The sequence below is a fragment of the Lachnoanaerobaculum sp. Marseille-Q4761 genome, from assembly GCF_017565785.1.
In the GTDB taxonomy this organism is placed as follows: domain Bacteria; phylum Bacillota; class Clostridia; order Lachnospirales; family Lachnospiraceae; genus Lachnoanaerobaculum.
The window spans coordinates 95,776-113,275 of sequence record NZ_JAGEKB010000002.1 but is presented as its reverse complement, the minus strand read 5'-3'; the positions used below and the strand labels follow the sequence as shown (position 1 = coordinate 113,275).

The window sequence follows — 17,500 nt, the reverse complement described above, 5'->3', positions numbered from 1 at the left end:
TATTATACCATAGAATAATTATTTGTGTCGGTTATTTAATTAATGATATACTAGTTGGTAATGTAAAAGTATATGCTTTGTCTAGTATTATGTCTGGCAATTGTCGTATAAATGGTTCGATAATTTTTATTATTTCGCTTCTACCAATGTCTAGTTTTTCATATTTGGTTTTATCAATAGCCATATCCATAGGCTTTATATCAATAGAGTTATTCATATTTTGTCTCCTTTTAGGTAAGTATACCATACAAAATAAATAAAATAAATGGAGGTTATTATGGATTGGAAAAGGAAGTTAACGAGTAGAAAATTATGGCTATCTATAGCAAGTTTTGTAAGTGTGTTAATAATTGACAGAGGCAGCACCGAAAGTACTGCGTCTCAAATATTAGCTTTAATTATGGCAGGTGCAAGCGTAATTGGATATTGTGTGGCTGAAGGTCTTGATGATGCGGGCAATAAGTCGGAATCATTGCAGTAAACAGTAGTTAGTTCGTACATTACTCCTACAAAAGGACCTCTAAAATCCAATAAATACAAGAAATAAGTCTTTTAGTATGTAAAAATATTCTATTAGTGGTATAATGAAAAATTAGTGATATAATAAAGAAAATTACAAATAATTTGATGATTACAGTTGCTAAGTGTGGAATAATGCGATATTTAGCTCTGTAATTAATATACCGGGAGTTATATGTTTGATTTTTTACGAACAGGTCAAATAGGATTTGTTCATTTATTCTATCTGAATTTAATATTGTCTATTGTAATTATTTTTTTTCAAAGGCGAGATCCGAGGACAGTATGGACATGGATTTTAGTACTTAATTTTCTTCCGATTATAGGAATAGTACTATATTTGTTGATAGGACAGGATTATAGGAAGTCTAAGATGTTTAAGATGAAGACATTGGATGACAGAATAAGAAAAGCCGCTATAAAGCAGGAGGATTTTTTTACAAGTAATGAAAATATAATGAATGATTCCTATGCAAAGGAATACCAAAGACTGATGCAATACAATCTGTCATCAGGAGGTTCTCTTATGACTATGAAGAATTCAATGGATATATTTAAAGACGGAAATGATAAATTTGATGCATTGATTAATGATATAAAGAATGCAAAGGAATATATTCATCTGCAATATTATATTATAAAGCAGGATTATCTTTTTTTAAAAATTGTTAAGGAGCTTATCAAAAAGTCTGATGAGGGTGTAGAGGTAAGAGTGCTGTTTGACGGAATGGGCGGAAGATTTATGTCAAAGAAGATTCTGGCAAATATGAAGGCACATAGTATCAAAATAGGCACCTTTTTTCCTGCGACTTTAGGAAAGATAAATTTTCGTATAAATTACAGAAACCATAGAAAGATAGCGGTAATAGACGGTAAAATAGGCTATGTCGGAGGCTTTAATATCGGAAAAGAATATGTGGACGGTTCAAAAAGGTTCGGACATTGGAGGGATACACATTTAAGAATAGTCGGAGAAGCTGTAAACGGGCTTGAATTAAGATTTGGACTGGATTGGAGATATGCAACCAAAGAGGATCTGTTTGTAAATGACAGATATTTTACACAATTGGAGAAAATGGATTTTGTACCCGATAAAGATGATAATATCTTAAGGATGCAAATAATATCCAGCGGTCCCGACTCGGAAACCAAGCTTATAAGGGATAATTATATAGAGATTATAAACCGTGCAAAGGATCATATATATATACATACGCCATACTTTGTGCCTGATGATGCATTTATGAGTGCGCTCAATATTGCTGCAAGATCGGGAGTTGATGTAAGGCTTATGATACCATGTATGCCGGATCATCCCTTTGTATATTCGGCGACTTTGAGTTGGGCAGGAACACTTCTTGAAGCCGGAGGAAAGGTATATACATATGAGAACGGTTTTTTACATGCAAAATCTGTAATGGCAGACGGCAAGGTGGCATGTGTAGGAACCGCAAATATGGATATAAGAAGCTTTGAGCTGAACTTTGAAGTAAATGCCATGATTTATGATGAGGAGGCGGCTGTTGAGCTTGAAGATAATTTTATGAGGGATATTTATTATTCAAAGGAGTACACATTAAGTATGTATAAGAATCGCTCACTTGTTCAAAGAATTAAAGAACAGATAAGCAGACTCCTTAGTCCATTATTATAGAATAAGAGGTAGATTTAAATGATAAGATTTATTTTGGTGGCACTTAGCCTTATTATATATTTGGTATTTTTTATACCGGTAATGCTTATTTTATTACTGGTAAAAAGATTCAGATCTGATATTTCATCGAGTATTGCACAGACAATGGTAAGAAATATATTTAAGCTTTTATTGTTCTTTTCAGGGGCAAGAGTGGAAGTCAGAGGAAGAGAGAATATACCAAATGACAGCGGAGTTCTGTTTGTAAGTAATCATAGAAGTTATTTTGATATTCTTGCGGGGTATGGCTATACATATAAAAAGATCGGATTTGTAGCAAAATATGAGATGATAAATGTGCCTTTATTAAGGCAATGGATGGATTTGATAAATTGCCTTTTCTTAAACAGAGAGGATATAAAACAGGGTTTAAAGACGATACTACTTGGTGTGGAGAAAGTAAAGTCGGGTGTTTCAATCTGGATATGTCCGGAGGGTACAAGAAACTTAAATGCTGATGTAACAGATGTAAAAGAATTTAAAGAAGGATCATTAAAGATAGCTGAAAAGGGTAAAGTTCCCATTGTTCCTGTGGCTATATACGGTACCTATGAGATATGGGAAAAGCATCTGCCATTTATAAAGAGCAGTAAAGTTATAATGGAATACGGAGAGCCGATTATTATATCTGAGCTTTCGGATGAGGAAAAAAAGAAACTTGGAGCTTATACCAGAGACAAGATAGTAAATATGCTTGAAAATATGGCAAAGGAAAATAGATAGGAAATTTTGAGCGGTATGCAAAAATTGGAAGAAATAAAGTCACAGCTTGATACTTTAGATGAAGATATACTGAAACTTATTGATAAAAAAAGAGAGCTTTCAAAACTTATATCAAAGTCAAGATATGAGGAAGCGGATATAGGTTTTAAATGCAGCGAATATAGGGACTTTAATATAAAAAAGGTGGTTTATCAAGGTGTGGAAGGTGCATACTCACATATAGTTACAAAAAAGCTCTTTCCGGATATAAATATAGAGAATGTAAATACTTTTGAAGATGCGATAAAGGAAGTTCTGGATGGGAATGCACTTTATTGTGTAGTACCTATTGAAAATTCCTCTGCAGGAATTGTAACAGATGTTTATGACTTGCTTTTAAAAAAGGATGTAGTTATTGTGGCGGAATATGATTTGCATATAAGTCACTGTCTTCTTGGAACAAAGGATGCTAATATAGAAGATATAAAAACAGTATACTCACATCCTCAGGCACTTATGCAATGTGCCTCTTATCTTAGAGAGCATACGGATTGGAGTCAGGTAAGTTTTTTAAATACTGCAGTTTCGGCAAAAAAAGTAAAAGATGATAATAGTAAGGAACAGGCTGCAATTGCCTCAGAGCTTTCCGCAAATCTATATGATTTAAAGATTTTAGACAGGGGTATTAACAGAAATTCAAATAATACAACAAGATTTGTAGTGCTCAGTAAGGAGAAGATTTTTTCCGAGAGTTCAAATAAACTGAGTCTTATTTTGGAACTGCCGCATGAAAAGGGAATGCTCTATAATATTTTGGGTATTTTTGTACTGAACGGTTTAAACCTGGTAAAGATTGAGTCAAGACCTATACCTGAAAAGACTTTTGAGTACAGGTTTTTTATCGATATTGAGGGGAATCTTAATTCACCCAATGTTTCAAATGTACTTGAGATACTGAAAGAAAAAGTACCTTTTTTAAAGGTTTTAGGAAATTATTGTTCAAATAAGAGCATTTAGTCTTTTTACAAAAAGGAGAGATATGTACAGTATAAAATCATATAAAAATTTAAAAATTAATGAATTGATACTATATAGAGATTTTAAGTTTGAGGATACTGTAAGAGCATTTTGCGCTTTGGATAAAAACAGTAGCAATATCGGAGAAACTATATCCGGTCTACTTGAAATAGCGGGAGAGTACGGTCTTTATGGAAACCTTTGGCAAAATATTTTATCGCTGGTACTGGCATATCATGAGAATGTATATTCAAAGGCGACAGAAATAATCGGTAAAACAGCCGGCAGTATAAATACTTTTGCATTACATGATTTTAAAATATTTAAAGAGCTGTTTGATTTTATACCGAGTATTGACAATCTTCTTTTAAAGGAGATATATGATTATCAGGGAGACGGCAGAGAGTCAAAGCTTGTAAATACAAGAGTAAGAGACAGGATATTAAAATTGTCAAAGCAACTTGCCTCTGCAAAATCTGATGAAGATTTTAAGGATATTGTTACCGAATTTTATAAAGAATACGGAGTGGGTAAATTCGGTTTAAATAAAGCATTTCGTATAGAGGAAAGTAATGATTTAAACTCCGCAAATATTATACCCATTACAAGAGTCGAGCATGTATATTTAGATGATATTATAGGATATGAAAATCAAAAGAGAAAGCTTGCACAAAATACCGAGAATTTTATAAAGGGCAGACCTGCCAATAACTGTCTTTTATACGGGGATGCGGGAACAGGCAAGTCATCAAGTGTAAAAGCTATTGTAAATGAGTATTATGATAAGGGGCTTAGAATTATAGAGATTTATAAGCATCAGTTCAGATACTTATCTGATATTTTGGAGCAGATTAAGGACAGAAATTATAAATTTATAATATATATGGATGATTTAAGTTTTGAGGAATCGGAACTGGAATATAAATATTTAAAAGCGATTTTGGAAGGAGGATTTGGAAGAAGACCGGAAAATGTACTGATATATGCTACAAGCAACAGAAGACATCTTATAAGAGAAAGCTTCAGGGATAAAACGGAAACAGATGATGAGATTCACAGGCGTGATACTGTGGAGGAGAAACTTTCGCTTTCTGCAAGATTTGGTGAAAAGATTTATTACTCTTCACCGGATAAAAAAGAATTTAATAATATAGTACTCTCATTGGCTAAAAAATATAATATAAATATGGAAAAAGAAGAGATACTGGCAAGAGCGAATATGTGGGAATTATCTCATGGAGGAATGTCAGGAAGAAGTGCAACACAGTTTATAATTTATTTACAAGGTCGGGAATAGACTTGGAGAGCGTATGGAAAAGAGCGAGATCAAATATTTTGCGGCTATTGATGTAGGTTCATTTGAGCTTGAACTTGGAATTTATGAAATAGCAAGTAAGTCGGGAATAAAAAGAGTTGATTATGTAAAGCATACTATAGCACTTGGAAGTGATACCTATAAATACGGTAAGATAAGCTATGAGATGATTGATGAGCTTTGCAATATTTTATCGGATTTTAGAAAGATAATGGATTCATACAAAGTAGAGGATTACAGAGCATATGCTACCAGTGCTATGAGAGAAGCATCAAACAATATGCAGGTACTTGATCAAATAAAGGTAAAATCAGGAATAGATATAAATATAATATCAAATTCGGAGCAGAGGTTTATCAGCTATATGTCTATTGATTCAAAGGGAGAGCGCTTTGAAAAATATATAAAAAGCGGGACAGCTATTGCTGATGTGGGATTTGGCAGCATGCAGCTTACACTTTATGACAATGGCGCAATACAAAGTACGCAAAATCTTTCTCTAGGGGTGTTAAGACTTAGAGAGATGGTGGATGAGATAGATAATATAACCGAAAAAAAGCATAATGTTTTAACAGAACTTATAGATAATGATTTGAATACCTTTAAGAAAATATATTTAAAAAATAAAAAGGTAAAAACAATTATAGGAATCGGTGAACCTTTAATGTATGTCTTTAAATATATGGATCATGATTCGGGCGATATGATAATTGATTATGAAAGATTCATTACATTATTTGACAAGATAAGGGATAAGAGCGTGGAGGAGATAGAAAATATACTTGGAGTCAGTAAAAATCATGCCAAAATGATATTACCGAGTATATTGATTTTCCAAAGAATTTTTGATTTATTTAATGCCAGAGAGATATGGATGCCCGGAACTCTGCTGATAGACGGAATTGCGGCTGAATATGCAAAGAAAAGCGGAATTATAAATGCAGGACATAATTTTGAGGAGGATATTATAGCTTCTTCAAAAAATATTGCAAAAAGATACAGAGGTAACAGCAAACATTCCATAGTAGTGGAAAAAAATGCCCTGCTTATATTTGATGCCATAAAAGAAGTTAGCGGTCTAAAGGAAAGAGACAGATTGCTTGTACAAATAGCCGCCATTCTTCACAATATAGGCAAGTTTATAAATATGAAAAACAGTGCTATGGCAACTTATAATATTATTTCATCGGGAGAGATTATAGGTATATCTCATGATGAGAGAATGCTGGTGGCTGAGATATCAAATATAAGTACCGAGGAAAATATTTATAATAAAAGAGATATAAGGCTGGCAAAGCTAAGTGCAATACTGCAAATGGCAAATGCACTTGACAAATCCCATAAGCAAAAGATGAAAAACTTTTCAATAAATCTTAGAGATAATAAACTTTTACTTGAGATAAGTTATATGGGAGATTTAAGCCTTGAAATACTAAGTTTTAATTCTCATAAGGATTTTTTTAGAGAAATTTTTGGAATAGAATTTATACTGAAACAAGTTAGGACTTTTTAATAGAAAGGAGCAGTTTTATGGAGAAGTTTGATAATGTGGAATATTTTACCAATAGAGAGCTGTCTTGGTTAAAGTTTAATATCAGAGTTTTAAATGAAGCAAAAGATGATGATGTAAAGCTTTTTGAAAGACTGAAATTTTTAAGTATTACATCATCAAATCTGGATGAGTTTTTTATGGTAAGAATTGCTTCTTTAAAGGATATGGTGGAAGCCGACTATAAGAAAAAAGATATTTCCGGAATGAGTGCCGATAAACAGCTTAATGTTTTGGCAAAAGAAACCCATAATTTTGTTAAGAAGCAGTATGAGATTTATAATAGGTCACTTCTTCCTCTTTTAAAAAAAGAAAAATTGCATATTGTAAGTCATGAGGATGAACTTACAGTTTCAGAGAGTGCTTTTATAAATGAGTATTTTGATGAGGTTGTTTATCCGGTGCTTACGCCCATGGCTGTGGATGCATCCAGACCGTTCCCTCTTGTACGAAATAAAACATTAAATATTGCGGCATTGATAAGAAAGAGAAAAGATGAGACAGCAAAGAAGAAGAAAAAGGATGTATATCTTGGTAATGTAGACGGCGATATGGATTTTGCCATGGTACAGGTGCCTTCAGTTCTTCCAAGAGTTGTGGAGATTCCTACAGAGTCTGATGAAAGAAAGCTTATTTATCTTGAGGATATTATTGAAAAAAATATTGATAAACTTTTCTTAAACTATGAGGTAATATCGGCTGCGACATTCAGAGTAATGAGAAATGCAGAGTTTAAGCTGGACGAAGACGAGGCGCTTGATTTATTGGTGGAAATAAAGAAAAAGCTTAAGAAAAGGCAATGGGGAGAGGCTATAAGGCTTGAAGTGGAAGAGAGAACGGATCCAAGTCTTTTAGCATTTCTAAAAAATGAATTAAAAGTGGGAGAGGAGGATATATTCAGAATAAACGGACCTCTGGATCTTACTGTTTTGATGAAGATATATTCACTGGAAGGCTTTGAAAGATTAAAGGATAAAAAGCATATTCCTGTAAGCAACCCCAGATTTATAGATTGCGAAGATATATTTGAGGAGATAAAAAAGAAGGATATTTTGCTCTCACATCCTTATGAAAGCTTTGATCCGGTGATAGATTTTGTGGCTAAGGCTGCAGCCGACAAGGATGTACTGGCAATCAAGCAGACACTTTACAGAGTCAGCGGAAACTCACCTATAATCAAGGCACTTGCAAATGCGGCGGATAATGGAAAGCAGGTTACGGTTTTAGTAGAGCTTAAGGCAAGATTTGATGAAGAGAATAATATAAACTGGGCTAAGATGCTTGAAAAGGCGGGCTGCCATGTTATCTACGGTCTGGTAGGATTAAAAACACATTCAAAGATTACATTGGTTGTAAGGCGTGAAGAGGACGGTATAAGAAGATATGTACATCTTGGCACAGGAAATTATAATGATTCCACTGCAAAGCTTTATACGGACCTTGGTATGTTTACCGCAAGAGAGAGCTATGGTGAAGATGCCACAGCAGTCTTTAATATGCTAAGCGGGTATTCCGAACCGCCGTTTTGGAAGAGATTGGTTGTTGCACCGCTTTGGATGAAGGATATATTCTTAAAGAAGATAAATCAATGTGAGGAAGCGGCAAAGAGCGGAAAAGATGTAAAAATAATTGCCAAGATGAATTCGCTTTCCGATAAGGATATTATAGGGGCTTTATATTCTGCAAGCAGTGCAGGAGTAAAGATAGATTTGATTGTAAGAGGTATATGCTGTCTGAGAGTAGGCATAAAGGGTGTATCCGAAAATATTACTGTAAGATCAATTGTAGGAACATTTTTAGAGCATGCAAGAATATTTGATTTCAGGATAGATAATGATGAGGAGATTTTCCTTGGAAGTGCCGACTGGATGAACAGAAATCTGGAAAAGAGGGTGGAGATAGTCTTCCCGGTGGCAGATGAGGATATAATAAAAAGTATTAAGCATTATCTGGATGTAGAACTTGAAGATAATGTAAAGGCTTCAATACTTTTACCCGATGACAGATATGAAAAGGTAAAACGAACAGGAAGTACAAAGAAGAACTCACAGTCTATTTTTATCAAGGAAGCGAATCAGATATATGAAAATGAATGTAAAATAAATAAATTGGATACCGGAAGAACATTTGTACCTATGAAGAGTGAATAATAAACAGCCACTGCAAAAAGCAGTGGCTGAAATTATATCTGAAAAATTAATTATTTATAAGTTTCTCATCATCATTATTCCAGCTATAGAGCTTTCTGATTTCAGCACCTACCTTCTCTGAAGGATGTTCTGCTGCAAGCTTTCTCATAGCCTTGAAGTGAACCTGACGACCTGCTGTAGACATATCAAGTAAGAAGTCCTTAGCGAATGTACCGTCTTGAATATCTGAAAGGACCTTCTTCATAGCCTTCTTTGTATCCTCTGTAATGATCTTTGGTCCTGTGATATAATCACCGTACTCAGCTGTATTTGAGATAGAATATCTCATTCCCTCAAATCCCGACTGATAGATAAGGTCAACAATAAGCTTCATCTCATGGATACATTCAAAATATGCATTTCTCGGATCGTATCCAGCTTCACAAAGAGTCTCAAAACCTGCCTGCATAAGGGCACAAACTCCACCGCAAAGAACAGCCTGCTCACCGAAAAGGTCAGTCTCCGTTTCTGTACGGAATGTTGTTTCAAGAAGACCTGCTCTTGCACCTCCAATACCTGCACCATAAGCAAGTGCAAGTTCAAGTGCCTTACCTGTAGCATCCTGCTCTACTGCAACAAGACAAGGTGTTCCCTTACCCTCAAGATATTCTGAACGAACAGTATGTCCCGGAGCTTTAGGAGCTATCATTGTAACATCAACACCCTTTGGAGCCTTGATGCAACCGAAGTGAACATTAAAACCGTGAGCAAACATAAGCATATTGCCTTCCTCAAGGTTTGGCTCAATATCATTTTTATATAAATCAGCCTGCAATTCGTCATTTATAAGAATCATTATAATATCAGCTTTTTTTGTAGCCTCTGCCGCTGTGTAAACCTTAAGCCCCTGTGACTCGGCTCTTGCCCATGACTTGCTGCCTTCATAAAGACCTACTATTACATTGCATCCGCTTTCTTTTAAGTTCAATGCATGCGCATGTCCCTGGCTGCCGTAGCCGATAATAGCAATGGTTTTACCCTCAAGCATTGAAAGATTACAATCTTCCTGATAATAAATTTTAGACATTTAAATACCTCCTAAAAACATATATGATTAACCCTGTTTAGGTTGAACCGCTAAATTAATTAAAAAGAACAACATCCTCACTGCCTCTGGAAAGTGCGGTAAGTCCTGTTCTGGCTAATTCCAGTATCTCATAATCGGATAAAAGATTTGACAATGCTTCAAGTTTTGAATTATCGCCTGTAAGCATAACAGTCAGACAATCCCTTGCCACATCAACAATGGTGGCTCTAAAAATCTCACAAAGTGCTGTAATATCCTGTCTTTGTGAAGCATTTGCCTTTACCTTTATCATTATAATTTCACGGAAAACACTCTTGCCTTCCTCTAAAACTTTGATATCCTTTACATCCTCAAGTTTTCTAAGCTGTTTTACAATCTGGTCAAGTGTGTCCTCATCTCCTATGGAAACAACTGTCATTCTGGAAAACTGCGGATCTGATGTTTGCCCTACAGTTAAAGAATCTATATTATAACCTCTTCTTGAGAACAGACCGGATACACGGCTTAACACACCTACGGAATTGTCTACAATAAGTGAAAATACTCGTCTCATATTACCTCCCAATATTAAAAGTAGTAGTATAAAAGTTTTGAAACAAAACGATAAAATCATATTGGTTTGCACTTTACTATAGCACCATTATGATAAATGTCAATTTATTAAATAATATAATACCTATAACTAAAAGTTATATCATCAAAAATTAAGAATTTATCTGTGATCTTCTCCAAAGTCGATATCGGCAAGATCATATCTTTGCGGTTCGTCATCATCATTTAATTCATATGCATAAAGAATGGTTCTGGTATCATCACCCTCATAGGAGCAGGTGATAAAAGACCATATTTTATCAATACCACTTGCCGGAATATCTCTGTAAGTACATTTATTTGTCATTCTGTCAATGTACTCATGGAAATAGTTCATATCATCAAAATATGTCTGCCTTCTTTCAGGAGCCGAGTCGGAATACAAGGCCGCAAAGGTTTTCAGCCTATAAGTCTTTTGCGGTGTATAAATATATATCATTCTATGCTCTTTGAAAAAATCTTCATTTTTAAACTTGGTGATATCGGTAAACATCCGCCCGTCTTTCATATGATGACCGTAAATTATATTATTAAGTGTTGAGAAATCCGCATTGCTGTAACCGTCCATATATATGGAATAATAGGATTCCTTATGATTTATATCCCTGTGCAGATAATAATCTATATCATATTCCTTCCATAAAACCGGATAGTCTATGACTGTACCGGGTACATATACCCAGGCGACAACATCGGGATTTGTTTCCTTAAGTGAAGTAAAATCTATTTTTCTTTTATAATTTTCATCTGCTTCATAGGCTTTTGTAGGAGCCTCTGTAGTGGTCTCAGGTTCTGTGGTGGTTTCTGTTACAGTTTCAATGATTGTTTCAACTTTTTTGTTCCTATTTATTATATTAAGGATAACAGCAATAGCTATAAGTACTATTATAAAAACCGAAACCGGTAAAAAAAATTTCTTGTTCATATATCTCCTAATAACTTTTAGGTAGAAGTATAGCATTTTTTTTTACTATTGTATATAAATCTTATGAATTAGATTGATTTAAAAAATAACCTCAACTATAATTATATAATTAGTGAGAATTCGGAGGAAGAAAATGGAAGGTTTAAATTTGAATCAAAATGAAGAAACAATACTTGGTAAAAAGGCTATATTCGTTTTATCCTTTGCAATACCTGTATTTATAATGATATTAATATTTGTACAAAGAGGAATATTTCCATTTGGGGATCAGAGTTTTTTAAGAACTGATATGTATCATCAGTATGCTCCGTTTTTTTCAGAGTTTAGATATAAATTGAGCAGTGGAGGCTCACTATTATACAGCTGGAACTTAGGAATGGGAATAAATTTCTCGGCATTATATGCATACTATCTGGCAAGCCCGCTAAACTGGCTCATTATATTTTGTCCACAAGCCTATGTTATAGAATTTATGACATATATGATTGTAGTAAAGATAGGATTGTCCGGACTCAGTTTTACATACTATTTATCAAAAAAAGGAAATGAAAAAACAGGTATAATCTTTTTTGGTATATTTTATGCATTATCGGGATATATAGCAGCATATAGCTGGAATATTATGTGGCTTGACTGTATTATACTCTTTCCTATAGTATGCCTCGGTATTGAAAAGTTGGTGAAAACCGGAAGCGGATTTTTGTATGCCTTCAGTCTTGGAATTTGCATATTGTCAAATTATTATATTTCAATAATGATTTGTATTTTTATGGTAATATACTTTTTCGCATTACAGCTTATGGAAAGAAAGAATAAATTAAATCAGTTTATACTTTCCTCACTTAGATTTGCCCTGTACTCGCTGCTTGCCGGAGGGTTAAGCGCATTGGTTTTATTACCTGAAATATATGCACTTAAACATACGGCATCCGGAAATTTTAATTTTCCATCCACATTTAACTCTTATTTTTCAATATTTGATATGATTGCCAGACATATGGGGAATGTAAAAGTAGAGACAGAACTTGACCACTGGCCGAATATATTTTGTGGTGTAGGAGTATTTTTATTATTTACACTGTATGTATTAAATAAAAAGATTTCAAATAAAGAAAAGGCTATTTATATATCACTTATAGTATTTTTCCTTGCGGGCTTTTCAATCAATGTATTAAATTATGTTTGGCATGGGCTTCATTATCCGAACTCATTGCCTGCAAGACAGAGTTTTATATATATTTTTCTGATACTATATATGTCTGCGAGAGCTTATGAAAATTTCAGAGTAAATACTGCAAGAGACCTTGGAACAGCTTTTGCCCTTACCATGATGTATATTTTACTGGCTCAAAAAATAGTAACCAATGAAGATTTTCATTTTGCAGTATTTTATGCGGCAATGATTTTTATTTCCATATATGCTTTAATCATATATATGTATTTGAAAAACAGATTTTCAAGTACAAACTTATTTCTTATTGCACTGGCAATTGTGGTAATAGAGTCAAGTATAAATATGTCCTTAACAAGTGTTACTACAATAAATAGGACAACATATACACTTGATAATAATGATGTAAGAGCATTGATTAAAAATTTACCGATGGATGATTTTTATCGTATCGACAAGGTAACCAGAAAAACAAAAGATGACGGTGCATGGATGAATTTTAAATCGGTTTCATTATTTTCATCAACGGCAGATGCATCACTTAGTGATTTATTTGAAAAACTCGGAAATGAGGCATCTACAAATGCCTATTCGATTACAGGAGAGACTCCTCTGCTTGATATGTTATTTGCGGTAAAATATGCAATATATAGTGAGGAGAGTCATAATCCCAATATTACATTGTTAGATGTATCCGGAAACAGTTATCTATATGAAAATCCATACACTCTGCCACTTGGATATATGGTGGATGAGAGATTTAGCGATGAATGGAATTTAAATCTTGGAGATCCCATAGATGTTCAAAATGATTTGGCTGCCGTATACGGATTGCCTGATATATTTGAGCAAATTGAAACAATAAATAATACCACCGCTATAAATTTTGAGACTGATAAAGATGGTGAATATTATGCATATGTAACTAATCCAAGTGTTGATGAGGTGGAGTTTAACTTTGATGACGGGAAAATAAAAAAGCCTTTTAAGAATTTGAAGAGACATTATATACTGGAACTTGGAACTCTGGAAGGAGGAAAGAGCGGGCGTATCGTAAATAATGATGACAGTGAAGATTCAATAGATGCAAGGGTATACAGAGTGAATTTTGACTCATTGAAAAAACTTTATTATATACTTAATAAAAACCCTCTTGTTTTGAGCAAAATATCAGATACAAAGCTGGTTGGAAAAGTGCATACGGTTGAAGGCACTACATTATTTACTTCTATTCCATATGATGAGGGATGGAGCGTATATGTGGATGGACAAAAGACCGAAAAAATAAAACTTATGGATGCATTTATCGGATTGGAACTTGAAAAGGGGAAACATGAAATAAAGTTTGTATACCGAAGTATGGGTATTTTACAGGGAGCCATAATAAGTGTCATATCATTGGCAATATTACTGCTTATATTCCTTATAAGAAAGTTTATACTAAACGGAAGCCTGAAAATAGAAAATATATTGGAAAAGTTTGGAAAAAAAGAAAAGCTTTATGATTCTGACGAGTTTGAAGAAATAGATATCGATGATGTGGAATTTGATGAACTTGATATGGAAGAAATAGACTTGGATAATGTTCCGGCTACATACTATGATAAATTAAAGAATGAAGTCGAATTAAAATCCGGGAAAGAAGAATTAGATATTAATAAACAAAACGAAGATATTGATTCTGATTTTAAAGATTTTTATGATGAATTTTAAGGAGTTTTAAGACTTTATGGCAAAGATTCCTATAACAGGATATAAAGCATATTAAGAAAATGGAGAATATATGAAACTTTGGGGTGGAAGATTTACTAAGGAAACAAATAAATTGGTTGAAAGTTTTAATGAGTCGCTTTCATTTGATCAAAGGTTTTATAAGCAGGATATCAGAGGCAGTATAGCCCATGTAAAAATGCTTTCTAAACAGAATATTCTGACAAATGAGGAGAGAGATATAATTATTGGCGGATTATTGTCAATAAAAGAGGATATTGATAATGGACTTTTGATTTTTGATGACGGTTCAGAAGATATACATTCGTTTGTAGAAGCACATCTGATTGAAAGAATAGGGGATATCGGTAAAAAACTTCACACCGGAAGAAGCAGAAATGACCAGGTGGCACTGGATATGAAGCTGTATGTAAGAGATGAGATTGATGAGTTGATGGAGCTGTTATATGAACTTCTTTGTGAAGTATTAAATATAATGGAAAAAAATAAGTCCACCTATATGCCCGGGTTTACACATCTTCAAAAGGCTCAGCCAACTACTTTGGCACATCATTTCGGTGCATATTTTGAAATGTTTGTAAGAGATTATGACAGACTTGTTTCCACAAGGAAAAGAATGAACACCTCACCTCTTGGTGCAGGAGCCTTTGCAGGTACTACATACGAACTTGACAGAGAGTATGTGGCTGCATTACTTGACTTTGATATGGCTACAAGAAACAGCATGGATTCAGTCAGTGACAGAGATTATCTTTTGGAACTTTTATCAAATCTTTCGATACTTGCTATGCATTTAAGCAGATTGTCTGAGGAGATTATTATCTGGAATACCGATGAATACAGATTTGTAGAGATGGATGATACATACTCAACAGGCTCATCCATAATGCCGCAAAAGAAAAATCCGGATATTGCAGAGCTTATAAGAGGCAAAAGCGGAAGAGTATATGGAAGTCTTATATCACTTCTTACAACAATGAAGGGCTTGCCTCTTGCATATAATAAGGATATGCAAGAGGATAAGGAGATGTCCTTTGATGCTATAGATACGCTAAAAAGCCTTATAAAGTTAATGAGCGGTATGCTCTCAACCATGAAATTCAACCATGAAAAGATGGCCGGCAGTGCAAGAGGAGGCTTTACAAATGCTACGGATGCGGCTGATTATCTGGTAAAAAAGAATGTAGCCTTTAGAGATGCACATGAAATAGTAGGGAGACTTGTGCTGTATGGAATAGAGAATAAAAAGTCTTTGGATGATTTTACACTTGAGGAATTTAAAAATATTTCAGAGTATTTTGAAGAAGATATCTATGATGCCATTTCTTTAAAGACCTGTGTGGAAAAAAGAAATACCAAAGGGGCACCCGGACTTAATGCAATAAATGAGGAAATTAAAGAGTCAAAAAAGATTTTGAAGTTGCTTAATAAAAATAGAAAACAGGAAAATAAATGAAGTTAAAAAAGAATGATATATATTTGATAATTATTGTACTTGTTTTGGGCATTGCCGCAAGTCTGCATATTTTTTTAAATAAAAAATCAAGCGGTAAGGCGGTTTTAAAATACGGTAATAATCAGAGTATGGATATAGACTTGTCAAAAGACAGAAAAATTGATTTGGAGAGCAATGGAATAGAGATACATCTTGATATTAAAGACGGTGCTGTTGCATTTATTCACAGTGAATGTCCTGACCATATTTGTGAAAGATTCGGATATATAAAAAATATAGGGGAGTCTGCAATATGCCTGCCTGCACAAGCATCTGTCACAATCATAAGCGAATAGGAGAAATATGGTTTCAAAAAAAATGCTTGACCTTGGAACAAAAAGGTCGGTTATAAGAGATATATTTGAGTATGGTAATAAATTGGCACAAAAAATAGGTGCAGAAAATGTATTGGATTTCAGCCTGGGCAATCCAAGCACTCCGGCTCCTGCCGAAGTGGAAAATATAATAAAAGAGATGGTAACAAATCTTTCACCAAAGGAGTATAACAGCTATACTTCCTCACCGGGAGATAGGGAAGTTCGAATTGCGGTTTCTAATAATTTAAACACCAGATTTAAAACAGATTATACCGAAAAAAATATTTTTATGACCTGTGGAGCTGCAGCATCTTTAAATATTATTTTTAAGGCTATAATTGAGTCTGAAAATGATGAAATAATTGTAAATACTCCATATTTTCCGGAATACAAGGTATTTATTGAAGGTCAGGGAGCAAAATTTGTGACGGTAAAGTGCAATAAGGATCTTTTGCTTGATATAGAAGCTATAGAAAATAAGATAAGTATAAATACTAAGGCGGTACTTATAAATTCCCCCAATAATCCCTCCGGTGTGATTTATCCAAAGGAAAATATAGGTGAATTGGTCAAACTTTTAAATAGAAATCAAAAAGAGTATAATCATCCTATCTTTCTTATCAGCGATGAACCATATAGAGAGCTGGTATTTATTGATGAGCATCCTACTTTTTTGCCGAATGTATATGATAATACATTAGTAGCATACTCATGGTCAAAATCTCTTTCACTTCCGGGAGAGAGGATAGGATATATACTTGTACCGGATAAAGTTAAGGAGTATGAGAATGTTTTTGCCGCAATATCAGGAGCTGCAAGGGTTCTTGGATATGTGTGTGCACCTTCAATGTTTCAAAAAGTCATAAAACATTGTGTGAGTGTGGAACCTGATATATCTGTATACAGGATTAATAGGAATATTTTATTTAAAGAATTACCTGAGATGGGGTATAAAGCGGCAAATCCTGACGGAGCTTTTTATATGTTTATAAAATCTCCAAATGATGACGGCTATGATTTTTGTGAGAGAGCAAAAAAATATAATATGCTGCTGGTACCGGGGGAGGGCTTCGGTATGAAGGAGTATGTTAGACTTTCATTCTGTGTTGAAACGGAAAAAATAGAAAAATCTATAGATATATTTAAAAAACTTATATCGGAGTATACCGGAGAGAGATAAAGAATTATAATAATTTGTGCAATATTTTATATATAATTTTCATTTCCACATTGAATCCTTTATAGTAAAGGATTTTAAT

The 17,500-nt window shown here is 33.9% G+C and carries 15 protein-coding genes; 11 read left to right on the top strand and 4 right to left on the bottom strand.

Features of this window, described 5'->3' with window-relative positions; translation table 11 throughout:
• Nucleotides 1-31: 31 nt before the first annotated feature.
• The gene (locus tag J4O15_RS07800; RefSeq protein ID WP_208100348.1) at nt 32-217 is read right to left on the bottom strand and encodes a hypothetical protein; all 186 of its coding nucleotides are present in this window, start codon (nt 215-217) and stop codon (nt 32-34) included.
• A 60-nt stretch (nt 218-277) separates the two neighbouring features.
• Between J4O15_RS07800 and J4O15_RS07795 the strand changes: the two genes are divergently transcribed.
• The 7 genes from J4O15_RS07795 to J4O15_RS07765 all read left to right on the top strand — a co-directional run bounded on the left by J4O15_RS07795 (nt 278) and on the right by J4O15_RS07765 (nt 8,945).
• Complete coding sequence (locus J4O15_RS07795; RefSeq protein ID WP_243762012.1) at nt 278-481, top strand: hypothetical protein; 204 nt, start codon at nt 278-280, stop codon at nt 479-481.
• A 213-nt stretch (nt 482-694) separates the two neighbouring features.
• On the top strand, nt 695-2,173 hold the full coding sequence (gene cls / locus J4O15_RS07790) for a cardiolipin synthase (protein ID WP_208100346.1): 1,479 nt from the start codon (nt 695-697) through the stop codon (nt 2,171-2,173).
• Between the two features lie 18 nt (nt 2,174-2,191).
• Nucleotides 2,192-2,935, top strand: a complete 744-nt coding sequence (locus tag J4O15_RS07785) for a lysophospholipid acyltransferase family protein (protein WP_208100345.1) — start codon at nt 2,192-2,194, stop codon at nt 2,933-2,935.
• 15 nt (nt 2,936-2,950) lie between these two features.
• Complete coding sequence (gene pheA, locus J4O15_RS07780; RefSeq protein ID WP_208100344.1) at nt 2,951-3,931, top strand: prephenate dehydratase; 981 nt, start codon at nt 2,951-2,953, stop codon at nt 3,929-3,931.
• Nucleotides 3,932-3,953: 22 nt separating this feature from the next.
• On the top strand, nt 3,954-5,228 hold the full coding sequence (locus J4O15_RS07775) for an ATP-binding protein (RefSeq protein WP_208100343.1): 1,275 nt from the start codon (nt 3,954-3,956) through the stop codon (nt 5,226-5,228).
• Nucleotides 5,229-5,241: 13 nt separating this feature from the next.
• Nucleotides 5,242-6,759 carry a Ppx/GppA phosphatase family protein gene (locus J4O15_RS07770; RefSeq protein ID WP_208100342.1) on the top strand — a complete coding sequence of 506 codons (1,518 nt, stop codon included), beginning with the start codon at nt 5,242-5,244 and terminating at the stop codon, nt 6,757-6,759.
• 17 nt (nt 6,760-6,776) lie between these two features.
• Nucleotides 6,777-8,945 carry an RNA degradosome polyphosphate kinase gene (locus tag J4O15_RS07765; RefSeq protein WP_208100341.1) on the top strand — a complete coding sequence of 723 codons (2,169 nt, stop codon included), beginning with the start codon at nt 6,777-6,779 and terminating at the stop codon, nt 8,943-8,945.
• A gap of 46 nt (nt 8,946-8,991) precedes the next feature.
• Here J4O15_RS07765 and ilvC read toward each other — a convergent pair whose 3' ends face one another.
• From ilvC to J4O15_RS07750, 3 genes are all read right to left on the bottom strand, one after another.
• Nucleotides 8,992-10,011, bottom strand: coding sequence for a ketol-acid reductoisomerase (gene ilvC, locus J4O15_RS07760; RefSeq protein ID WP_009218576.1), 1,020 nt, complete (start codon nt 10,009-10,011; stop codon nt 8,992-8,994).
• Nucleotides 10,012-10,066: 55 nt separating this feature from the next.
• Complete coding sequence (gene ilvN, locus J4O15_RS07755; protein WP_208100340.1) at nt 10,067-10,564, bottom strand: acetolactate synthase small subunit; 498 nt, start codon at nt 10,562-10,564, stop codon at nt 10,067-10,069.
• Between the two features lie 159 nt (nt 10,565-10,723).
• Nucleotides 10,724-11,527 (bottom strand): class B sortase, encoded by an 804-nt coding sequence (locus J4O15_RS07750; RefSeq protein ID WP_208100339.1) that lies wholly within the window; start codon nt 11,525-11,527, stop codon nt 10,724-10,726.
• Between the two features lie 133 nt (nt 11,528-11,660).
• Between J4O15_RS07750 and J4O15_RS07745 the strand changes: the two genes are divergently transcribed.
• The 4 genes from J4O15_RS07745 to J4O15_RS07730 all read left to right on the top strand — a co-directional run bounded on the left by J4O15_RS07745 (nt 11,661) and on the right by J4O15_RS07730 (nt 17,421).
• On the top strand, nt 11,661-14,411 hold the full coding sequence (locus J4O15_RS07745) for a YfhO family protein (protein WP_208100338.1): 2,751 nt from the start codon (nt 11,661-11,663) through the stop codon (nt 14,409-14,411).
• Between the two features lie 70 nt (nt 14,412-14,481).
• Nucleotides 14,482-15,885: an argininosuccinate lyase gene (gene argH, locus J4O15_RS07740; RefSeq protein WP_208100337.1), complete on the top strand. Its 1,404-nt coding sequence runs from the start codon at nt 14,482-14,484 to the stop codon at nt 15,883-15,885.
• Nucleotides 15,882-16,220, top strand: a complete 339-nt coding sequence (locus tag J4O15_RS07735; protein WP_208100336.1) for a NusG domain II-containing protein — start codon at nt 15,882-15,884, stop codon at nt 16,218-16,220. Before argH ends, J4O15_RS07735 begins: the two co-directional genes overlap by 4 nt.
• 7 nt (nt 16,221-16,227) lie before the next feature.
• The gene (locus J4O15_RS07730) at nt 16,228-17,421 is read left to right on the top strand and encodes a pyridoxal phosphate-dependent aminotransferase (RefSeq protein ID WP_208100335.1); all 1,194 of its coding nucleotides are present in this window, start codon (nt 16,228-16,230) and stop codon (nt 17,419-17,421) included.
• Nucleotides 17,422-17,500: the final 79 nt, after the last annotated feature.